This window comes from Streptomyces sp. NPDC051180 (genome assembly GCF_040689545.1).
GTDB lineage: Bacteria > Actinomycetota > Actinomycetes > Streptomycetales > Streptomycetaceae > Streptomyces.
The window spans coordinates 223,390-244,278 of sequence record NZ_JBFBBC010000002.1; the positions used below are offsets into that span (position 1 = coordinate 223,390).

Annotated in this window: 17 protein-coding genes and 1 tRNA gene; 9 read left to right on the forward strand and 9 right to left on the reverse strand. The window is 71.4% G+C overall.

The window, feature by feature from the left end; all coding sequences use genetic code 11:
- The first annotated feature begins 232 nt into the window (after window positions 1-232).
- The 6 genes from AB0424_RS04445 (at window position 233) to AB0424_RS04470 (ending at window position 6,966) form a co-directional block, all read left to right on the forward strand.
- A complete protein-coding gene (locus AB0424_RS04445) occupies window positions 233-700 on the forward strand; it encodes a hypothetical protein (protein ID WP_366302174.1) in 468 nt (155 codons plus the stop codon).
- A gap of 469 nt (window positions 701-1,169) precedes the next feature.
- Window positions 1,170-2,408 carry a branched-chain amino acid ABC transporter substrate-binding protein gene (locus AB0424_RS04450; RefSeq protein WP_366302176.1) on the forward strand — a complete coding sequence of 413 codons (1,239 nt, stop codon included), beginning with the start codon at window positions 1,170-1,172 and terminating at the stop codon, window positions 2,406-2,408.
- 113 nt (window positions 2,409-2,521) lie between these two features.
- Window positions 2,522-3,454 carry a branched-chain amino acid ABC transporter permease gene (locus AB0424_RS04455; RefSeq protein ID WP_366302178.1) on the forward strand — a complete coding sequence of 311 codons (933 nt, stop codon included), beginning with the start codon at window positions 2,522-2,524 and terminating at the stop codon, window positions 3,452-3,454.
- Between the two features lie 5 nt (window positions 3,455-3,459).
- Complete coding sequence (locus tag AB0424_RS04460) at window positions 3,460-5,208, forward strand: branched-chain amino acid ABC transporter permease (RefSeq protein WP_366302179.1); 1,749 nt, start codon at window positions 3,460-3,462, stop codon at window positions 5,206-5,208.
- Window positions 5,209-5,212: 4 nt separating this feature from the next.
- Complete coding sequence (locus tag AB0424_RS04465; RefSeq protein WP_366302181.1) at window positions 5,213-6,253, forward strand: ABC transporter ATP-binding protein; 1,041 nt, start codon at window positions 5,213-5,215, stop codon at window positions 6,251-6,253.
- Window positions 6,250-6,966 carry an ABC transporter ATP-binding protein gene (locus AB0424_RS04470; protein ID WP_366302183.1) on the forward strand — a complete coding sequence of 239 codons (717 nt, stop codon included), beginning with the start codon at window positions 6,250-6,252 and terminating at the stop codon, window positions 6,964-6,966. Before AB0424_RS04465 ends, AB0424_RS04470 begins: the two co-directional genes overlap by 4 nt.
- An 85-nt stretch (window positions 6,967-7,051) precedes the next feature.
- Here the strand turns inward: AB0424_RS04470 and AB0424_RS04475 are convergent, their stop codons facing one another.
- Window positions 7,052-7,711, reverse strand: a complete 660-nt coding sequence (locus AB0424_RS04475) for a response regulator (RefSeq protein ID WP_366302184.1) — start codon at window positions 7,709-7,711, stop codon at window positions 7,052-7,054.
- A gap of 110 nt (window positions 7,712-7,821) precedes the next feature.
- Between AB0424_RS04475 and AB0424_RS04480 the strand changes: the two genes are divergently transcribed.
- Together AB0424_RS04480 and AB0424_RS04485 are read left to right on the forward strand one after the other, a co-directional pair.
- Window positions 7,822-7,896, forward strand: a tRNA-Leu gene (locus AB0424_RS04480).
- 109 nt (window positions 7,897-8,005) lie between these two features.
- Window positions 8,006-8,791: a helix-turn-helix domain-containing protein gene (locus AB0424_RS04485; protein ID WP_366302186.1), complete on the forward strand. Its 786-nt coding sequence runs from the start codon at window positions 8,006-8,008 to the stop codon at window positions 8,789-8,791.
- Here the strand turns inward: AB0424_RS04485 and pyk are convergent, their stop codons facing one another.
- Both pyk and AB0424_RS04495 read right to left on the reverse strand, forming a co-directional pair.
- Window positions 8,792-10,219, reverse strand: coding sequence for a pyruvate kinase (gene pyk / locus AB0424_RS04490; RefSeq protein ID WP_366302188.1), 1,428 nt, complete (start codon window positions 10,217-10,219; stop codon window positions 8,792-8,794). It abuts the gene before it with no gap.
- 146 nt (window positions 10,220-10,365) lie between these two features.
- Window positions 10,366-11,049 (reverse strand): SIMPL domain-containing protein, encoded by a 684-nt coding sequence (locus AB0424_RS04495; RefSeq protein ID WP_366302189.1) that lies wholly within the window; start codon window positions 11,047-11,049, stop codon window positions 10,366-10,368.
- Window positions 11,050-11,207: 158 nt separating this feature from the next.
- Here AB0424_RS04495 and AB0424_RS04500 point away from each other — a divergent pair, with 158 nt between their 5' ends.
- On the forward strand, window positions 11,208-13,007 hold the full coding sequence (locus AB0424_RS04500; RefSeq protein WP_366302190.1) for a 5'-nucleotidase C-terminal domain-containing protein: 1,800 nt from the start codon (window positions 11,208-11,210) through the stop codon (window positions 13,005-13,007).
- A gap of 6 nt (window positions 13,008-13,013) precedes the next feature.
- Here the strand turns inward: AB0424_RS04500 and AB0424_RS04505 are convergent, their stop codons facing one another.
- The 6 genes from AB0424_RS04505 to AB0424_RS04530 form a co-directional block, all read right to left on the reverse strand.
- Window positions 13,014-14,429, reverse strand: coding sequence for a SidA/IucD/PvdA family monooxygenase (locus AB0424_RS04505; RefSeq protein WP_366302191.1), 1,416 nt, complete (start codon window positions 14,427-14,429; stop codon window positions 13,014-13,016).
- Window positions 14,426-15,802 carry an aminotransferase class V-fold PLP-dependent enzyme gene (locus AB0424_RS04510; RefSeq protein ID WP_366302193.1) on the reverse strand — a complete coding sequence of 459 codons (1,377 nt, stop codon included), beginning with the start codon at window positions 15,800-15,802 and terminating at the stop codon, window positions 14,426-14,428. Before AB0424_RS04510 ends, AB0424_RS04505 begins: the two co-directional genes overlap by 4 nt.
- Window positions 15,803-16,073: 271 nt before the next feature.
- Window positions 16,074-18,560: an aminopeptidase N gene (gene pepN / locus AB0424_RS04515; RefSeq protein WP_366302195.1), complete on the reverse strand. Its 2,487-nt coding sequence runs from the start codon at window positions 18,558-18,560 to the stop codon at window positions 16,074-16,076.
- Window positions 18,561-18,618: 58 nt separating this feature from the next.
- Window positions 18,619-19,605, reverse strand: a complete 987-nt coding sequence (locus AB0424_RS04520) for an asparaginase (protein ID WP_366302197.1) — start codon at window positions 19,603-19,605, stop codon at window positions 18,619-18,621.
- Window positions 19,605-19,919, reverse strand: a complete 315-nt coding sequence (locus AB0424_RS04525) for a chorismate mutase (protein WP_366302199.1) — start codon at window positions 19,917-19,919, stop codon at window positions 19,605-19,607. Before AB0424_RS04525 ends, AB0424_RS04520 begins: the two co-directional genes overlap by 1 nt.
- Before the next feature lie 11 nt (window positions 19,920-19,930).
- Window positions 19,931-20,818, reverse strand: coding sequence for an AraC family transcriptional regulator (locus tag AB0424_RS04530; RefSeq protein WP_366302201.1), 888 nt, complete (start codon window positions 20,816-20,818; stop codon window positions 19,931-19,933).
- Between the last annotated feature and the right edge of the window lie 71 nt (window positions 20,819-20,889).

The window sequence follows — 20,889 nt, forward strand, 5'->3', positions numbered from 1 at the left end:
CCCCATTTAAAACCCCCCTGCCGGGGTTCACCTCCCCCCCCCCGGCCGTAACCCCGCGCGCTTGATTAATTCCATTTGGGGGGGGGGGGGCCGACACCCCCCCCCCCCCTCCGGCGTTTTCACGCCAACCACCGCCCGTCCGCGCCCTCTTGCCCCGCGCGGGCCGAGCCGCTTCACTGGCCGACATCCTCCCGAGCGCAGCCCGAGCCCTTCGGACATCGAGGGAACACCCGTGACAGGCAGCCGAGTTCATCCCGCCGGACCGCTCCTCGCCGCGGCCGCGGCCGGCTGCCTGCTCACCCTCACGGCCGGCTGCGGCCGCGCGGCCGAACCGTCCCCCCCGCCCACGAGCGCGCCCACGAGCACCCCCGCCGGCACCCCCTCGCCGCGCGCGAGCACCCCCGCGGACATCTGCACGAGCCTGATCTCGTACTGGGTGAGGGAGGCCCTGGAGGGCAGCGTCTGGGCCGGGCTGGACTGGGAGCAGAAGGGGCTCTCCAACGAGCAGTACGCGATCCACGACGAGGTGCTCGCGGCGGCCCGGGCGGAGGAGCGGCGGGCCGGCCGCGCGGCGGCGACGGCGCTCGCCGACCGGGAGTCGCGCCGGCGCTGCGAGGCGGCGAAGGGGGCCACCGGGAGTTCGGAGAACTGGCGCCCGCCGGAGGAGTGGACGACTCCCCCACCGGCCCCGAGCGACTGATCTCGGCCACGCCCGACGTCACCCTGCGTCACACTCGCGCAATGTTCGGGACATCGGACCGCCCCGGCGACGGTGGACCTCTCCGTCCGCTGGCACCAGACCCCCTATCCGCTATCCGGAGACCCTCACGAAGGTCTCGTCAGGACCGTGATCCGCCCAAGCCCCTTAGCGGAACTGGGGATTCTCACTATGTGAACACCGCTCTACCGACCCTTTTGCCCCATTTTGCCCACCCGCTGCACACCGTCTCCCCCCGTCGGCATAACAAGACAGTCACATCATGACCTCGGCGCTCCCCGCCGTTCCCCACCTGCGCCTAGAGTCACGGCCAGTCACCGCGCCGCCGGGCGCTTCCACTGCACGGCCTGCTCGACCTTGTACGGCCCGGCATCGAAAACGGCACCTCTAGCTACACAGCTTCACGGCACCGCCTCAGCTTGAGGGGGCCGCGCCAGGGAAAGGATTCTTCGTGCGACACCGTTCTTTGCTCATCCTCACCAGCGTGCTCACCACGGGAGCGCTCACTCTCACCGCATGCGGTTCGCGTGACGACAAGGGCAGCAGCGACAACAACGCGGACGGCGGCGGCATCACCGTCGTCATCGGCGTCGACGCCCCGCTGACCGGTTCCCTCTCCGCGCTCGGCCAGGGCATCAAGAACTCCGTGGACCTGGCGGCCAAGACCGCCAACAAGAACAAGGAAGTCCCGGGCGTCACCTTCAAGGTCGAGGCCCTCGACGACCAGGCCGTCCCCGCCTCCGGCCAGGCCAACGCCACCAAGCTCGTCGGCAACAAGGACGTCCTCGGCGTCGTCGGCCCGCTGAACTCCGGCGTCTCCCAGCAGATGCAGGGCGTCTTCGCGGCCGCCAACCTGGCCCAGGTCTCCCCGGCCAACACCAACCCGGCGCTCAGCCAGGGCGACAACTGGGGCAAGGGCGAGTTCAAGCGCCCCTTCCCGACCTACTTCCGCACCGCCGCCACCGACGTGGTCCAGGGCAAGTTCGCCGCCCAGTACCTCTTCAAGGACGCCGGCAAGAAGAAGGTCTTCGTCGTCGACGACAAGCAGACCTACGGTGCCGGCCTCGCCGCGATCTTCTCGGACGAGTTCAAGCGCCTCGGCGGCACCGTCGTCGCGACCGACCACGTCACCGTGAAGGAGACCGACTTCTCCTCCACCGCCGACAAGGTCAAGTCCTCCGGCGCCGACTCCGTCTACTTCGGCGGCCAGTACCCCGAGGGCGGCCTGCTCTCCGACCAGGTCAAGAAGACCGGCGCCAAGATCCCCGTCATGGGTGGCGACGGCATCTACGACCCCGCCTTCATCAGCGCCTCCGCCGAGGCCAACGACGGTGACCTCGCGACCTCGATCGGCTACCCGGTCGAGAAGCTCGACACCGCCAAGAAGTTCATCGCGGACTACAACGCGGGCGGCTACAAGGACCCGTACGCGGCGTACGGCGGCTACTCCTACGACGCCGGCTGGGCCGTCATCCAGGCCGTCAAGGCCGTCGTCCAGGCCAACGGCGGCAAGCTGCCGGCCGACGCCCGCGCCAAGGTCACCGAGGCCCTGGGCAAGGTCTCCTTCGACGGTGTGACCGGCAAGGTCTCCTTCGACGAGTACGGCGACACCACCAACAAGCAGCTCACGGTCTACAAGGTCGAGGGCGGCAAGTGGATCGACGTCAAGAGCGACACCTTCAACCAGTAGTCACCGCCCCGGTACCCACCCGGGAACCCCGCACCACCTGAACCAAGCCGCGCGAGGGCGCAAACAGCGCCCTCGCGCGGAGTCATATCCGACAAGCTCATCGGAGGCCTGCGGTGCACGAACTGCCGCAACAGCTGGCCAACGGCCTGGCCCTCGGTGCCCTCTATGGCCTCATCGCCATCGGGTACACCATGGTCTACGGCATCGTCCAGCTCATCAACTTCGCCCACGGCGAGATCTTCATGATCGGGGGCTTCGGCGCCCTCACCACCTACACCGCTCTGCCGAGCGGCACGTCCCTGCTGGTGGCGATCCCGCTCATGATCATCGGTGGCGCGATAGCCTCCGTGGCCGTCGCCACCGCCGCCGAGCGGTTCGCCTACCGCCCGCTGCGCAGCGCGCCCCGGCTGGCCCCGCTCATCACGGCGATCGGCCTGTCCATCGCGCTCCAGCAGCTCGTGTGGCAGTTCTACCCGGACGCCAAGAAGGCCGTCAGCTTCCCCGAGTTCACCGGCGACGCCTTCAAGATCACCGAGAGCCTCTCGATCCAGCGCGCCGACGCCTTCATCCTGGTGCTCGCACCGCTGTGCATGCTCGCCCTCGGCGTCTTCGTCTCCAAGAGCCGCAGCGGCCGCGCCATGCAGGCCACCGCGCAGGACCCCGACACCGCGAAGCTGATGGGCATCAACACCGACCGCATCATCGTCATGGCCTTCGCCATCGGTGCCGCGTTCGCCGCCGTCGCCGCCGTCGCGTACGGCGTCGACAAGGGCCAGATCAACTTCGAGATGGGCTTCATCCTCGGCCTCAAGGCGTTCACCGCGGCCGTCCTCGGCGGCATCGGCAACATCTACGGCGCCATGGTCGGCGGCGTCGTCCTCGGCCTCGCCGAGGCCCTCTCGATCGCCTACATCGAGGACATCCCCGGCATGCAGCAGCTCGGCGGCGGTGCCTGGTCCAACGTGTGGGCCTTCGTCCTCCTCATCCTCGTACTCCTCGTGCGACCCCAGGGTCTGCTCGGCGAGCGCGTCGCGGACAGGGCGTGAGCACCATGACGAGCACTGACAAGACCCCCGACACGGCGAAGGCCGCGCTCAAGCCGGCCGCCCTGCTCTGGGCGATCCTCGGCGGCAGCATCGCCACCGTCGCCAGCGCCTTCCTCGCCTGGACGTGGACCACCGCCTTCCCCGGCAACCTCACGATCTACGGCAACCCCGCCCCGCTCCAGCTCCTCACGCTGGTCGGCGGCGTCCTCACCGCCCTCCACGCGCTCTCCGCGCTCGGCGTCAAGGGATTCGGCTGGCTGACCCCGGCCGGCGCCCGCAAGGCGCTGTGGATCCTGGCCCTCGGCACCTTCGCCACCACCGCCTTCACCGCGATCGCGATCATCGTGGAGCTCGGTGCCGTGGTCGACCTGGAGCCCGGCGCCGGTGTGGCCGTCCTCGCCTCCGCCGTGCCCGCGGTCGCCGCGTACCTGCTGCCCGACGACACCCGCAAGGCCGCCCCGGCCAAGCGACTGCCGTCCTGGGCCGAGATCCTCGTCATCGTCACGGTCTTCGCCCTCGGACTCTTCGTGGTCACGTTCGGCATCGACACCGACGACTCGGAGCCGCAGCTCTTCATCGCGTACCTGATCCTCGTCGGCTTCTCCGCCGCCGCGGTGATCAAGTCCGGGATCGTCGCCCGCCTCTCGCAGATCACGGCGCGCAACCGCCAGGTGACCGTCACCGCCAGCCTCGTCATGGCGATCGCCTTCCCGTTCATCCAGCAGAGCGGCGACACGTACACGCTGATCGCGGTCAACATCCTGATCTTCGCGACCGTCGCCCTCGGCCTGAACATCGTCGTCGGCCTCGCCGGCCTGCTCGACCTCGGATACGTCGCCTTCCTCGGTGTCGGCGCGTACACGGCGGCACTGGTCTCCGGAGCCACCTCCTCCGCCTTCGGCGTCCAGTTCCCCTTCTGGGCCGCGGCACTGACCGGCATGGCCGCCTCGCTGATCTTCGGTGTCGTCATCGGCGCCCCGACCCTGCGACTGCGCGGCGACTACCTCGCGATCGTGACCCTCGGCTTCGGCGAGATCTTCCGCATCGCGATGGGCAACCTCGACGGCACCTCCGGTCCGCAGATCACCAACGGCCCGAACGGCATCCCGAACATCCCGCAGCTGGAGTTCTTCGGCTACAACTTCGGCGAGTCGCACATCGTGCTCGGTGTCGAACTCGGCGCCTACGCCAACTACTACCTGCTCATGATCCTGATCATGGCGCTGGTCGTGGTCGTCTTCTCCCGCGCCGGCAACAGCCGCATCGGCCGCGCCTGGGTCGCCATCCGCGAGGACGAGACCGCCGCCACCGCGATGGGCATCAACGGCTTCCGCGTCAAGCTCGTCGCCTTCGCCCTCGGTGCGGCCCTGGCCGGCCTCGCGGGCACGGTGCAGGCCCACGTCAACACCACGGTGGTCCCGGAGAACTACGTGTTCGCCGGCCCCGTCCCGCCGAACTCCGCCTTCCTCCTGGCGGCCGTCATCCTCGGCGGCATGGGCACCATCAGCGGCCCGATCGTCGGCTCCGCGCTGCTCTTCCTGATCCCGGCGAAGCTGTCCTTCCTCCAGGACTACCAGCTCCTCGGCTTCGGCATCGCCCTGATCCTGCTCATGCGCTTCCGCCCCGAGGGCCTCATCGCCAACAAGCGGGCGAAGCTCGAATTCCACGAGAACGACGAACAGCCCGACGTACCGGAGCAGCGACAGCCCGCGGATGCGGAGTCCGGCGCCGGCACGGCGAAGGCGGGGGCGTGACGCCATGACCACCATCACGACGGACCTCGTCCGCGACACCGCCACGGCCGCCACCGTCCTCGACGCGAGCGGGGTGACCATGCGCTTCGGCGGTCTGACCGCCGTCCGCGGGGTCGACCTCACCGTCCGCGAGGGCGAGATCGTCGGCCTGATCGGCCCCAACGGCGCCGGCAAGACCACCTTCTTCAACTGCCTGACCGGTCTGTACGTCCCCACCGAGGGACAGGTCAGCTACAAGGGAACGGTCCTGCCGCCGAAGCCGCACCTGGTCACCCAGGCAGGCATCGCCCGCACCTTCCAGAACATCCGCCTCTTCTCCAACATGACGGTCCTGGAGAACGTCCTCGTCGGACGCCACACCCGGACCAAGGAGGGCCTGTGGTCCGCGCTCCTGCGCGGCCCCGGCTTCAAGCGCGCGGAGGCCGCCTCCCGCGACCGGGCCATGGAACTCCTGGAGTTCGTCGGCCTGGCCTCCAAGGCGGAGCACCTGGCCCGCAACCTGCCGTACGGCGAGCAGCGCAAGCTGGAGATCGCCCGCGCGCTCGCCAGCGACCCCGGTCTGCTGCTGCTCGACGAGCCGACGGCCGGCATGAACCAGAACGAGACCCGGACCACCGAGGAACTCGTCTTCGCGATCCGTGACCTCGGCATCGCGGTCCTGGTCATCGAGCACGACATGAAGTTCATCTTCAACCTGTGCGACCGGGTCGCCGTCCTCGTCCAGGGCGAGAAGCTCGTCGAGGGCACCTCCGAGGTCGTCCAGGGCGACGAGCGCGTCGTCGCCGCCTACCTGGGCACCCCGTACGAGGGTGCTCCGGGGGCGGAGGAGGTCGCCGAGGTCGAGGCGGCCGAGGTCGAGGCCGAGGTCGAGGCGGCGGAGGCCCAGGCCGCCGAGGCCGAAGTCGAGGCCGAGGTCGAGGTCGAGACGGCGGAGACCGAGCCGGCGGAGGAGTCCGCCGAAGAGGCCCCCGAGGCCGACGACACCCCCGCCGACGCGGCTCCGGCCGCGGAAGCGGACAGCACCACCGAAGGAGACTCCAAGTGACCGCACTTCTGGAGGTCGAGGACCTCAGGGTCGCCTACGGCAAGATCGAGGCCGTCAAGGGCATCTCCTTCTCCGTCGAGGCGGGCCAGGTCGTCGCCCTGATCGGCACCAACGGCGCAGGCAAGACCACGACCCTGCGGACCCTGTCCGGACTGATCAAGCCGTCCGGCGGCCGCGTCACCTTCGACGGCCAGGAGCTCAACGGCATCCCGGCCCACAAGGTCGTCTCGCTCGGACTCGCCCACTCCCCCGAGGGCCGGCACATCTTCCCCCGGCTCTCCATCGAGGAGAACCTCCAGCTCGGCGCCTTCCTCCGCAGCGACAAGGCGGGCATCGAGAAGGACATCCAGAAGGCGTACGACCTCTTCCCGATCCTGGGCGAGCGTCGCAAGCAGGCCGCGGGCACCCTGTCCGGCGGTGAGCAGCAGATGCTGGCGATGGGCCGGGCGCTCATGTCCCAGCCCAAGCTGCTGATGCTGGACGAGCCCTCGATGGGCCTCTCCCCGATCATGATGCAGAAGATCATGGAGACCATCGCGGCGCTGAAGTCCGAGGGCATGACGATCCTGCTGATCGAGCAGAACGCGCAGGCCGCGCTCTCCCTCGCGGACTACGGGTACGTGATGGAGGTCGGCACGGTGAAGCTCTCCGGCACCGGCCAGGACCTGCTGGTCAACGACGACGTGCGCAAGACGTACCTCGGCGAGGACTGAGCACCGCCCGGTCCGCTCACGACGGAAGGCCCGCCCCACAGTGCTGTGGGGCGGGCCTTCTTCACGTCGTCGCGCGGCGCCGGGACTACTGCTCCTTGTCCCGCGCGGCCTTCTTCTCCTCGGCGTCCTCGATGACGGCCTCGGCGACCTGCTGCATCGACATGCGGCGGTCCATCGAGGTCTTCTGGATCCAGCGGAAGGCGGCCGGCTCCGTCAGCCCGTACTGCGTCTGCAGGACCGACTTGGCACGGTCCACCAGCTTGCGGGTCTCCAGCCGCTGGGAGAGGTCGGCGACCTCCTTCTCCAGGGCGCGGAGCTCGGCGAAGCGGGAGACGGCCATCTCGATCGCCGGCACCACGTCGCTCTTGCTGAACGGCTTCACCAGGTACGCCATCGCGCCGGCGTCCCGGGCCCGCTCGACCAGCTCGCGCTGCGAGAAGGCGGTCAGCATGAGGACCGGGGCGATGGACTCGCCCGCGATCTTCTCGGCGGCCGAGATCCCGTCGAGCACGGGCATCTTCACGTCCAGGATGACGAGGTCGGGACGGTGCTCACGGGCGAGTTCGACGGCCGTCGCGCCGTCCCCCGCCTCGCCCACGACCGTGTATCCCTCTTCTTCCAGCATCTCTTTGAGGTCGAGGCGGATCAGTGCCTCGTCCTCGGCGATGACGACACGGGTCGTCAGCGGCGGGACGTGCGACACCTCGGCGTCGTCGGCGGGCTGGGGCGACTCGGGGGCGGTCACGGGGGCTCCTCGTTCAAGGCCTCTTCCAGGCGGATACAGCTCACCAAGAGCCTACCTAGCTGCGGTATGGTGGACGCGCAGAGGGTCAGGGAAAACCTTTGATTCTGCGGGCCCCGGTAGCCCAATTGGCAGCAGGCAGTGGATTCAAAACCCACACAGTGTCGGTTCGAGTCCGACCCGGGGCACTTTTCCTTCGATTCGAAGGTCGACGAGCAGTCAGTGATCGTCACCCACACGCGTGAACTCCGCCGAACGGCGCACGAACTCGCCGTCACGCCAGGCACCGTCGGCCACATGTACGACATCGGAACGCGTCGGCGGGCACTCGCCCTGCTGCGAAGCGGCGCGACGAACGCGGCCGTCGCCCGGACCCTGCACATCCCGCCCGGCACGATCAGTGCCTGGAAGCACAAGGACCGTGCGCAGCGCGGCGAGTGCCCCGGCAGGGTCTACCGCCCCCTCTGCCCGCGGTGCGACGGACGCGGGCTCGACGAAACGGCGTACGCGTATCTTCTCGGGCTCTACCTCGGCGACGGGCACATCAGTCACCCCCGGCAGCACCGGGTGCCGAGCCTGCGGATCACGCTGGACGACGCCTGGCCCGGAGTGCAGCAGGAAGCCGTGACGGCCGTCCGTACGGTGTTCCCCGACAACACGGCCTCCTGGGTGCGGAAGGTCGGGTGCCACGACGTCAAGGTGCACTCCAGGCACCTCGTCTGCCTCTTTCCGCAGCACGGACCGGGCAGGAAGCACGAACGGGCCATCGTCCTCGAACAGTGGCAGCAGGAGATCGTCGACGCCCACCCGTGGTCGTTCATCCGAGGACTGATCCATTCCGACGGGTCGCGCATCGTCAACTGGACGGAGAAGACCGTCGGCGGGCGGATGAAGCGGTACGAGTACCCCCGCTACTTCTTCACCAACACCTCGGACGACATCACACGGCTCTGCACCGACACGCTGGAACGTGTCGGTGTGTCCTGGCGGAGCAGGCGCCGAGCGACCGGTGCGCACGATGTATCCGTGGCACGGCGTGATGACGTCGCGCTCATGGACCGACACGTCGGCCCCAAGCGCTGACTACGTCAGCGGATCCCCGATGTGGTGGACGCGGACGAGGTTGGTGGAGCCGGCGACGCCGGGCGGGGAGCCGGCGGTGATCACGACGATGTCGCCCTTGTGGCAGCGGCCGATGCGGAGGAGTTCCTCGTCGACCTGGGCGACCATGGCGTCGGTGGAGTCGACGTGGGGGCCGAGGAAGGTCTCGACGCCCCAGGTGAGGTTGAGTTGGGAGCGGGTGGCCGGGTCCGGGGTGAAGGCCAGCAGGGGGATCGGCGAGCGGTAGCGGGAGAGGCGCCGGACGGTGTCGCCGGACTGGGTGAAGGCGACGAGGAACTTGGCGCCGAGGAAGTCGCCCATCTCGGCGGCGGCGCGGGCGACGGCTCCGCCCTGGGTGCGGGGCTTGTTGCGCTCGGTCAGCGGGGGCAGGCCCTTGGCGAGGACGTCCTCCTCGGCGGCCTCGACGATCCGGCTCATGGTGCGGACGGTCTCGATGGGGTAGCGGCCGACGCTGGTCTCGCCGGAGAGCATGACGGCGTCGGTGCCGTCGATGACGGCGTTCGCCACATCGCTCGCCTCGGCGCGGGTGGGCCGGGAGTTGTCGATCATCGAATCGAGCATCTGGGTGGCGACGATGACGGGCTTGGCGTTGCGCTTGGCGAGCTTGACGGCGCGCTTCTGGACGATCGGCACCTGTTCGAGGGGCATTTCGACGCCGAGGTCGCCGCGGGCGACCATGATGCCGTCGAAGGCCGCGACGATCTCCTCGATGTTCTCGACGGCCTGCGGCTTCTCGATCTTGGCGATGACGGGGAGCCGGCGGCCCTCCTCGTCCATGATCCGGTGGACGTCGTCGATGTCGCGGGCACTGCGGACGAAGGAGAGGGCGATGACGTCGGCGCCGGTGCGCAGCGCCCAGCGGAGGTCCTCGATGTCCTTCTCGGAGAGGGCCGGGACGGAGACGGCCACGCCCGGGAGGTTGAGGCCCTTGTGGTCGGAGACCATGCCGCCTTCGACGACCAGGGTGTGGACGCGGGGACCGTCGACGGAGGTGACCTCCAGGGTGACGCGGCCGTCGTCGACGAGGATGCGCTCGCCGGCGGTCACGTCCTGGGCGAGGCCGGAGTAGGTGGTCCCGCAGCAGTGGCGGTCGCCGTCCGTGGGCTCGACGGTGATGGTGAACTCGTCGCCGCGTTCAAGCAGTACGGGTCCCTCGCGGAAGCGGCCGAGGCGGATCTTCGGGCCTTGAAGGTCGGCCAGGACGCCGACGCTGCGGCCGGTCTCGTCGGCGGCTTTGCGGACGCGGTGGTAGCGGTCCTCGTGCTCGGCGTAGCTGCCGTGGCTGAGATTGAGGCGGGCCACGTCCATTCCGGCCTCGACCAACGCCTTGATCTGGTCGTATGTTTCGGTGGCGGGCCCAAGGGTACAAACGATTTTCGCTCGGCGCATGGGTCGAGCCTAGGGCTTACCCGCCAGTAGGAAATCGGCGCGGCATGACTACTCAACAACCTTTCCGTGAAAGGTTGTTGACAAGACTTGAATCTGTGCAGCGACGTGCTCCGATGAGCGATTTCCGCGTCCCGGAGCCGCCTGTCTCAGAGTGCGGGCGGCCGCATCGTGAAGCGCGCGACGACCTCCGCGGTGACGGTCTGCCGCTGCGGTTCGAGGTCCAGCGGCGGCGCCTCGACGGCCCGTTCCGCGGCGAAGGCGACCGGGGCCCCGCGGAAGCCGGGCCCGCCGGCCGGCGAGGGGCCCCCGATGCCGGCGTCCGAGAGTTCGAGGAGTGAGGCGAGGGAGGTGCCGAGCGCCTCCGCGTACGCCCGGGCCCGGCGCACCGCCTCGGTCACGGCGAGCCGTCGCGCCTCCGCGTACGCCGGGGACTCGGCCCGCAGCGACCACCAGGGGCCTTCGACGCTCGTCATCTCCAGGTCGGCGAGCCGGGTGACCAGTTCCCCGAGCGCCGTGAAGTCGGTCAGTTCGGCCGTCACCCGCACCCGCCCCTCGTAGGCGTGGACGCGTTCGCCGCGGCCGCGCCTGCCGAGTTCGGGGGCGATCGAGAGCCGGCCGGTCTCCAGCTTCTCGACGCCGTCGCCGACCGCCTTGACCAGGTCGATCACCCGGGCGTTGCGGCGGGTCAGGTCGGCGAGGGCGGCGGCGCGGTCGGTGCCGCGGGCGGAGACGGTGACCCAGATCCCGGCGAGCTCCGGGTCGACGTCGAGCCGCCCCTCGCCGCGGACCGTCACCTGGGGTGCGTCGGGGGTCGCGTGTTCCTGTGTCACGTCCGGATCCTCCGTGTTCGGCTGTGGTCGTCCCTCGAACACTTTCCCACTCCGTAACCCGGAAGGTCTGTTGCCGACGGTGCGTCTGAGCCAGAATCTACGCGCGTTGTGCGCCACGGTCGGCGCCGGCGCCACAGAACCACAAGGGGAGAACACACATGCCGCTGAACCGCAGGACGTTCCTGGAGCGCTCGGCCGCCGCCGGGGCCGGAGTGGCCGTCGCCGGAGCCGTCGCCGGTCCCGCCGAGGCCCACGGCCCCGGCCGCCCGCGTCCGCAGAAGCGGTACTCGTTCACCGTGATGGGCACCACCGACCTGCACGGCAACGTCTTCAACTGGGACTACTTCACGGACAAGGAGTTCGACGACAAGGCGCACAACGACGTCGGCCTCGCGAAGATCTCGACGCTGGTCGACCAGGTCCGCGAGGAGAAGGGCCGCCGCAACACGCTGCTCATCGACGCCGGCGACACCATCCAGGGCACCCAGCTGTCGTACTACTACGCCAAGGTCGACCCGATCACCGCCCGCCGCGGCCCGGTCCACCCGATGGCCCAGGCCATGAACGCCATCGGCTACGACGCCGCCGCGCTCGGCAACCACGAGTTCAACTACGGCATCCCGGTGCTGCGGAAGTTCGAGGAGCAGTGCGACTTCCCGCTGCTCGGCGCCAACGCGCTCGACGCGAGGACGCTGCGCCCGGCCTTCGCCCCTTACAGCATGCACCGGCTGTGCACCCCGCACGGCAAGGACGTGCGGGTCGCGGTCCTCGGTCTGACCAACCCGGGCATCGCGATCTGGGACAAGGCGAACGTCACCGGCAGGATGGTCTTCCCCGGTCTGGAGGAGCAGGCCGCGAAGTGGGTGCCGAAGCTGCGCTCGATGGGCGCGGACGTGGTCGTCGTCTCGGCCCACTCCGGCTCCAGCGGCACCTCGTCCTACGGTGACCAGCTGCCGTACGTGGAGAACGCGGCCGGGCTCGTCGCCGAGCAGGTCCCGGGCATCGACGCGATCCTCGTCGGCCACGCGCACACGGAGATCCCCGAGTACCGGATCGCGAACAAGGAGACCGGCAAGGAGGTGGTGCTCTCCGAGCCGCTGAAGTGGGGGCAGCGCCTCACGCTCTTCGACTTCGACCTGGTGTGGGAGAAGGGCCGCTGGACGGTCGAGAAGGTCGCCGCGCAGGTCCTGAACTCCAACACGGTGGCGGAGGACCCGAAGATCACCGGGCTGCTCGCGGACGAGCACCGGAAGGTCGTCGCGTACGTCAACCAGGTCATCGGCACCTCGACCGCGGCGATGACCACGGCCGACGCGCCGTGGAAGGACGAGCCGATCATCGACCTGATCAACGTGGTGCAGGCCGAGACGGTGAAGGCGGCCCTCGCGGGCGGCGCGTACGCCGGGCTGCCGGTGCTCTCGCAGGCGTCCTGCTTCTCGCGGACGGCCCGGATCCCGGCCGGCGAGATCAGCATCAAGGACGCCGCCGGGCTGTACCCCTTCGAGAACACGCTGGAGGCCCGTCTGCTGACCGGCGCCCAGCTGAAGGACTACCTGGAGTACTCGGCGAAGTACTACGTCCGGACGGCGGCGGGCGAGCCCGTCGACACGGCGAAGCTGACCAACGCGGACAACACGCCGGACTACAACTACGACGCGGTGTCGGGTCTGACGTACGAGATCGACATCGCCCGGCCGGCGGGCTCGCGGATCGTGAACCTGGCGTTCGAGGGCAAGCCGCTCGACCCGGCGGCGAGGTTCGTCCTCGCGGTCAACAACTACCGGGCGAGCGGTGGCGGGGCGTTCCCGCACGTCGCGGCCGCCCAGCAGCTGTGGGCCAACTCGGACGAGATCCGCAACACCATCATCCAGTGGGTGAAGGCCAAGGGGACCGTCGACCCGGGCCTCTTCGCGTCGGTGGACTGGAAGCTGACCCGGGACGGCGTGCCGGTGTTCTAGGTCCCGCTAGACGAGCGGTGTGAGGGGCGTCAGCTTCTGGCCCTGTGCCGGGATGCTCGGCGCCTCTCGCGTCTCCAGGCCGAAGCTGGTGAAGGCGGTGCGGCGGGGCAGCGGGTACGGCTCCTTGCCGCTGACCGCGTTGAGGATGGTCGCGCTGCGCCAGGCGGCGAGGCCGAGGTCCGGGGCGCCGACGCCGTGGGTGTGCTTCTCGGCGTTCTGGACGTAGACGGAGCCGGTCACGGACGGGTCGAGGACGAGCCGGTACCGCTCGTCGACCCGGGCGCGGCCGGCGGAGTCGTGGCGAAGGTAGGGGTCGAGGCCGGCGAGCATCCGGTCGACCGGACGTTCGCGGTAGCCGGTGGCGAGGACGACGGCGTCGGTGGTGAGCCGGGAGCGGGTGCCCTGCTGGAGGTGCTCCAGGTGGAGTTCGACCTGGGTGGTGGCGACCCGGCCGGCCGTGCGGACCCGGACGCCGGGGGTGAGGACGGCGTCGGGCCAGCCGCCGTGCAGCGTCCTGCGGTAGAGCTCGTCGTGGATGGCGGCGATGGTGTCGGCGTCGATGCCCTTGTGGAGCTGCCACTGCCGGGGGACGAGGTCGCCGCGGACGGGTTCGGGCAGGGCGTGGAAGTAGCGGGTGTAGTCGGGGGTGAAGTGCTCCAGGCCGAGCTTGGAGTACTCCATGGGGGCGAACGCCTCGGTGCGGGCCAGCCAGTGGATGCGTTCGGCTCCGGCGGGGCGGGAGCGGAGGAGGTCGAGGAAGACCTCGGCGCCGGACTGCCCGGAGCCGATGACGGTGACGTGTCCGGCGGCGAGGAGGGTCTCGCGGTGGGCGAGGTAGTCGGCGGAGTGGACGACCGGGACGCCGGGGGCGTCGGCGAGGGGCTTGAGGGGCTCGGGGACGTAGGGCTCGGTGCCGACGCCGAGGACGACGTTCCGGGTGTAGGCGCGGCCGAGGGCCTCGGCTTCGCCGGCCGGGTCGACCTGGGTGAAGTCGACCTCGAAGAGGCGGCGTTCGGGGTTCCAGCGGACCGAGTCGACCTGGTGGCCGAAGTGGAGGCCGGGGAGGCGTTCGCTGACCCAGCGGCAGTAGGCGTCGTACTCGGCGCGCTGGATGTGGAACTTCTCGGCGAAGTAGAAGGGGAAGAGGCGCTCGCGGCTCTTGAGGTAGTTGAGGAAGGTCCAGGGGCTGGCGGGGTCGGCGAGGGTCACGAGGTCCGCGAGGAACGGCACCTGGAGGGTGGCGCCCTCGATGAGGAGGCCGGGGTGCCACTGGAAGGCCGGCTTCTGCTCGTAGAAGGTGACGGCGAGTCCGCCGGGCACGCCGTGGGCGAGGGCGGCGAGGGAGAGGTTGAAGGGGCCGATGCCGACGCCCACGAGGTCGTGGGGCTGGTCGAGGTCCTGCTGGGGGGTGCTGCCGGTCATCGGTGCGTGCTGCCTTCCACGAGGGTGATGAGCTGTGCCAGGTCGCCGGGGGTGGCGTGGGGGTTGAGCAGGGTGGCCTTGAGCCAGAGGCGGCCGTCCGCGGCGGCGCGGCCGAGGACGGCGCGGCCTTCGGCGAGGAGGTCGCGGCGGATCGCGGCGACGGTCTCGTCGGCGGCGTCGACGGGCCGGAAGAGGACCGTGGTGAGGGTGGGGCGGGCGCGCAGTTCGAGGCCGGGGGTCTTCTCGACGAGGTCGGCGAGGTCCCGGGCGCGTTCGACGCAGGCGTCGACGAGGGCGCCGAGGCCGTCGCGGCCGAGGGCGCGGAGGGTGACGGCGGTCTTGAGGACGTCGGGGCGGCGGGTGGTGCGCAGGGAGCGTCCGAGGAGGTCGGGGAGTCCGGCCTCGGTGTCGTCGTCGGCGTTGAGGTAGTCGGCGGTGTGGTCGAGGGCGGCGAGGTCGGATGCCTCCCGTACGGCGAGGAGTCCGGCGGCGGCCGGCTGCCAGCCGAGTTTGTGGAGGTCGACGGTGACGGTGCGGGCCCGGTCGAGGCCGTGCAGGAGGCGGCGGTGGGTCCGGCTGAAGAGGACGGGGCCGCCGTAGGCGGCGTCGACGTGGAGGGCGGCGCCGTGGGCGTCGCAGACGTCGGCGAGGGCGGGGAGGGGGTCGATCAGGCCCTCGTCGGTGGTGCCGGCGGTGGCGGCGACGAGGACGGGGCCTTCGGTGCGGGCGAGGGCGTCGGCGAGGGCGGTGGGGTCCATGGTGCCGCGGGGGGTGGGCACGGTGACCGGCTCGGGCAGGCCGAGGAGCCAGGCGGCGCGGCGGAAGGAGTGGTGGGCGTTGGCTCCGACGACGGTGCGGAGGGCGCCGTGCCGTTCGCGGGCGAGGAGCAGGGCGATCTGGTTGGACTCGGTGCCGCCGGTGGTGACGAGCGCGTCCGGGGCGGGTGCGGTGGGGAAGACCTCGGCGGCGAGGGCGGCGGTGACCCGGTGTTCGAGGGCGGAGGCGGCGGGGGCCTGGTCCCAGGAGTCCATGGACGGGTTCAGCGCGGAGGCGGCCAGGTCGGCGGCGGCGGCGAGCGCGAGCGGCGGGGTGTGGAGGTGGGCGGCGCAGAGGGGGTGGGCGGGGTCGGCGGCGCCCTCGGCCAGGGCGCGGACGAGGGTCCGCAGGGCCTCGTCGGCGCCGGTGCCGGTCTCGGGCAGTACGGCTCCGAGGGTCGCCGTCCGTGCGGCGACGGCGTCCGGGCCGCCGGCGGGGAGCGGGCCGCCGCGCTCCGTCGCGCCGGTGCGGAGGGCGTCGAGGACGGTGTCCAGGAGGGGGCGGAGGGCGTCGGGGCCGGGGGTGCCTCCGGCGAGGGGTGGGGGTGCGGCACGCATGGACGACAGCGTGGCGGGCGCTGGTGGGGCGTGTCCGGGGAGTGGCCGCTTGTGACCCGAACGAGGGACATGCGGGGGCGGGGAGGGGGCCCGGGCGGGTAGGGGTGCCGGGGCCCTGGGGGTGCCCGGGCGGGGAGGGGTGCCGGGTCGGCCTCGGCCTGCGTGGGGCGGGTGCGGTGGGTCTCGCGGGGCGGCCGGGTGGGGGCGCCGCGGCTCCCCCGTGCCCCCGGCGCGGGGGACGCGCCCTGCGCCGGGGTGGGGTGGGGTGGGCTCAGGCGGTGCGGACCGCGAGTGCCCGGCGGAGGTCGTCGAGCTGGTCGACGAGCTTGCGGCGGAGGGCGGGGATGACGGTGTCGTCGGCGAGGTGGGTCTCGCCGAGGGCGAGGGAGTCGGCGTCGACGGCGAAGGCCGGGAAGGCGTAGCGGCCGGCGGCCTCGGCCATGGCCGGGCCCCGGCGGTCTCCGAGGGCGGCGGCGTCGGCGTAGAAGCGCGGCACGTAGTCGCGGACGAGGTCGGCCTGTTCCGGCTGCCAGAAGCCCTGGGCGGTGGCGGTGAAGAGGTAGTTGGACAGGTCGTCCGTGTCGAAGAGGGCGGACCAGGCGGCGGCCTTGGCGGCGGGGTCCGGGAGGGCGGCGCGGCAGCGGGCGGCGCCCTCCTCGCCGGTGGCGCTGGGGTCGCGCTCCAGTTCGGCGGCGATCGCGGCCTCGTCGGTGGCGCCGAGGACGGCGAGGCGGGCCAGGATGCGCCAGCGCAGCTCGGGGTCGAGTTCGGGGCCGCCGTGGACGGTGCCCTCGTCGAGCCAGGAGGCGATCTTGTCGGGGGTGGTGGCGCTGTCGACGAGGGCCCGGACGGCGGTGAGGCGGAGGCCGGGCGACTCGCCGTCCTCGGTGCGGCGGAGCAGGTCGCGGGCGATCTCGCCGATCTTCGCGAGGGCGGCGGGGCGCTCGTCCTCGGTGACGTACCGGTCGGCGATCTGGGTGCGGGCGAAGCCGAGGACGCCCTGGAGGAGGGCGAGTTCGGTCTCCTGCGGCAGGTGCGCGAGGGCGGTCTCCAGGTACGCGGCGGGTTCGAGGTCGCCGTCGCGGACCATGTCGCGCAGGGCGTTCCAGACGACGGCGCGGGTCAGCGGGTCGGGGATCCGGGAGAGGCCGCGCAGGGCGGTCTCCTCGGAGACCTCGTCGAAGCGGAGCTTGGTGTAGGTGAGGTCCTCGTCGTTGAGGACGACGAGGGCGGGGCGGGGGCCGGACAGCTCCAGGGGGGCCTCCTGCGGCACGTCGACCTCGCGGCGCTCGCGCAGGACGAGGTCGCCGGAGGGGTCGCGGTCGTGGACGCCGACGGAGATCCGGTGCGGGCGGCTGCCGTCGCGGTCGACGGTGAGGCGCCAGGTGCCGCCGGCGCCGTCGAGGCGGGGGGTGAGGGTGTCGACGCCGGTGGTGCGGAGCCACTGGTCGGCCCAGCCGTGGACGTCGCGGTCGGTGGCGGCGGCGAGGTTGTCGATGAAGTCGGCGAGCGTGGCGTTGCCGAACCTGTGCCGCTTGAAGTGGATGTTGATGCCGGCGAGGAAGTCCTTCTCGCCGAGCCAGGCGACGAGCTGGCGGAGGGCGGAGGCGCCCTTGGCGTAGGAGATGCCGTCGAAGTTGAGGAGGGCGGAGGCGGTGTCGGGGACGGCCTCCGGGTCGGGGGCGACGGGGTGGGTGGAGGGCCGCTGGTCGGCCTCGTACCCCCATGCCTTGCGGGCGACGCCGAAGTCGACCCAGGTGTCGGGGAAGAGGTCGGAGCACGCCTCGTTGACGGTCTGGAAGCCCATGTACTCGGCGAAGGACTCGTTCAGCCAGATGTCGTCCCACCAGCGCAGGGTGACGAGGTCGCCGAACCACATGTGGGCCATCTCGTGGGCGATGACCATGGCGCGCGTCTGGCGTTCGGTGACGGTGACGGCGGAGCGGAAGACGAACTCGTCGCGGAAGGTGACGAGTCCGGGGTTCTCCATGGCGCCGGCGTTGAACTCGGGGACGAACGCCTGGTCGTACGAGTCGAAGGGGTAGGGCTCGTCGAACTTCTCGTGGTAGCGGTCGTAGCAGGCTCTGGTGACGGCGAGGATCTCGTCGGCGTCGGTGTCGAGGTGGGGGGCGAGGGAGCGGCGGCAGTGGATGCCGAAGGGCAGTCCGGCGTGTTCGGTGCGGATCGAGTGCCAGGGTCCGGCGGCGACGCAGACGAAGTAGGTGGAGAGCAGGGGGGTGGGGGCGGCCAGCCAGCTGCCGTCGGGCTGCTGCTCGGTGACGCTGTTGGAGAGGACGGTCCAGCCGTCGGGGGCGGTGACGCTCAGCTCGAAGACGGCCTTGAGGTCGGGCTGGTCGAAGGCGGCGAAGACGCGCTGGACGTCCTCCATGAAGAGCTGGGTGTAGACGTACGACTCGCCGTCCGTGGGGTCCTTGAAGCGGTGCATGCCCTCGCCGGTGCGGGAGTACCGCATGACGGTGTCGACGCTCAGGGTGTGCTCGCCCTCGGTGAGGCTCAGCGGGAGGCGGTTGCCGTCGAGGGCGGAGGTGTCGAGGGGCTCGCCGTCGAGGACGGCGGAGTGGAGGGTCTCGGGCTTGAGCTCGACGAAGGTGTCCCCCGCGGCGCGGGCCGTGAAGCGGATGAGGCTCCGTGACGTGAAGGTCTCGTCGCCGGTCGTGAGGTCGAGGTCCACGCGGTAGTGGTGGACGTCGAGGAGCTGGGCACGGGTCTGCGCTTCGTCGCGCGTCAGTACGGACATGGGCCCTATGCTGCCCGATGCCCGGGGTATCGGGCAGGGGTGGTGGCGGATCCCGCGCTCAGGCGAGTCCCGAGCCGTTCAGGTGGGCGAAGGCGGCGGTGATGCGGGGGCGGTCGTATCCGGCGGGGCCGGCCGCGCCGCTGGAGAGCAGGGTGTGGAGGAGGATGCGGGCCTTGGCGGGGTCGAGGGGGCCGGCCGGGACCAGTCCGTGGTGCAGCAGGTCGTACTCCGAGCCGGGGCCGCGGTAGGTCTGGGTGAGGGTCGCGCCGCCGCCGGTGCGGGAGGCCAGGACGACCGGGATGCGGCGGGCGAGGGCGGCGAGCGGTTCGACGAGCCAGGTGGGGGCGTGGCCGGCGCCGAACGCGGCGACGACGAGGCCCTGGAAGCGGTCGTCGACGGCGTCGAGGAGTTCGCCGCGGTCGCCCTGGGAGAGCGTCACGAGGGCCACCCGTACCGCCGGGTCGAAGGAGAGCCGGCAGGCGGCGGCGGGGACGGCGGGGCGGAGCAGGATCCGGGGTTCGCCCTCGACGACCGTGCCGATCGGTCCGGCGCCGGGCGAGGCGAAGGTGGCGACGGAGGTGGTGTGGGTCTTGCGGGCGAGGCGGGCGGCGTGGATCTCGTCGGCGAGGACGACCAGGACGCCGAGGTTCCGGCAGGCGGGGTCGGCGGCGACGGCGAGGGCGGCGGCGAGGTTGGCGGGGCCGTCGGCGCCGGGCAGGTCGGGGCGGCGCATGGCGCCGGTGACGGCGATCGGCTGTTCGGTGGTGCAGAGCAGGTCGAGGAGGAAGGCGGTCTCCTCCAGGGTGTCGGTGCCCTGGACGACGACCACGCCGGAGCCGTCGGCGACCGCCGCGCGCACCTCGTCCGCGAGGGCGGCGAGGTCCTCGTGGGTGACGGAGGAGCTGGGGACGCGGCGGAAGTCGCGCAGGACGACGTCCTCGGGCGCGCCGAGTCCGGCGAGGACCTCCTGGCCGGTCATGCGGGCCGCGTCACCGCCGCGCGCGGAGATGGTGCCTCCGAGGGTGAAGACCGTGACGCGGGCCATCAGCGTGCTCCGTCCGCAATCGTCTCGTGGTGGCGGATGACCTCGGCGATGATGAAGTTGAGGAGTTTCTCCGCGAAGGCCGGGTCCAGTCTGGCGCTCTCGGCGAGTTCTCGCAGCCGGGCGATCTGGCGGGCCTCGCGGTCGGGGTCGGCGGGCGGCAGCTGGTGCTCGGCCTTGAGGACGCCGACCTGCTGGGTGCACTTGAAGCGCTCGGCGAGCATGTGCACGACCGCCGCGTCGATGTTGTCGATGCTCTCGCGCAGCCGGGTCAGTTCGGCGATGACGGTCGGGTCGATCTCGCTGGTGTCGCTCATGATCTGCGAGCTTAGACCGATCTCGGCGGGACCGTGGGCGGGTGTTCGGGATCCGGAACGCGGTCGCTCCAGCCGCCGTGGACGGCGTGCCCCTGCTGCTCGCGGAAGCGGATGGGGGCGGTGCCGACCCGGCGGGTGAAGAGGCGGGAGAAGTAGGCGGGGTCGTCGTAGCCGACGCGCCGGGCGACGGCGGCGACGGGCAGTTCGGTGGCGGCGAGGAGTTCCTTGGCGCGGCCGAGGCGGACGGTGAGCAGGTAGTCCTTGGGGCTGCAGCCGGCGGCGCGGCGGACGGCGGTGCGCAGCTCGGCGGGGGTCATGCCGTGGCGGGTGGCGTGCTCGGCGACGGAGAGGGGCTGGAAGGCGTCGCGGGCGAGGGCGGCGAGGACGGGGTCGCCGTCGGCGTTGGTGTCGGCGCGGGCGCGGCGCAGGGCGACGAGGAGTTCGTGGACGGCTGCGCCGGCCTCGACGTCGAGGAGGGGGTTGCCGGGGCGGGCGGCGCGGGCGATGCGGCCGATGGCGGCGCGGGCGGGGGCGGCGTCGGAGAGGGGGACGACGGGGCGGTCGGGCTCGATGTAGCCGAGTTCGGTGTAGGTGGCGGTGGCGGGCCCGGAGAAGTCGACGAACGCCTCGTCCCAGCCGGTGCCGGGGTCGGCGCCGTAGTGGTGGGGGGTGCCGGGGGTGAGCCAGAGGAGGGCGGGGGCGGTGACGGTGGTGCGCCGGCCGTCGGCGCCCCGGTACCAGCCGCCGCCGGCGGAGACCACGACGGCGACGTGGTGGTCGAGGGTGCGGGGGCCGACGGTGGGCAGGGTGCCGTGCTGGAGTCCGACGCCGAGGCAGACGAGGCCGAGGCGGTGGTGGACGGGGCTGGGCGTGAAGTAGCGCATCCAGGTGTGGTACATGCCGCGGGCCCCTCCGTTACGTCCAAACTTCGACGATCTTTGTCCATGGACCGGTTCGCCGCCAGAGGGTG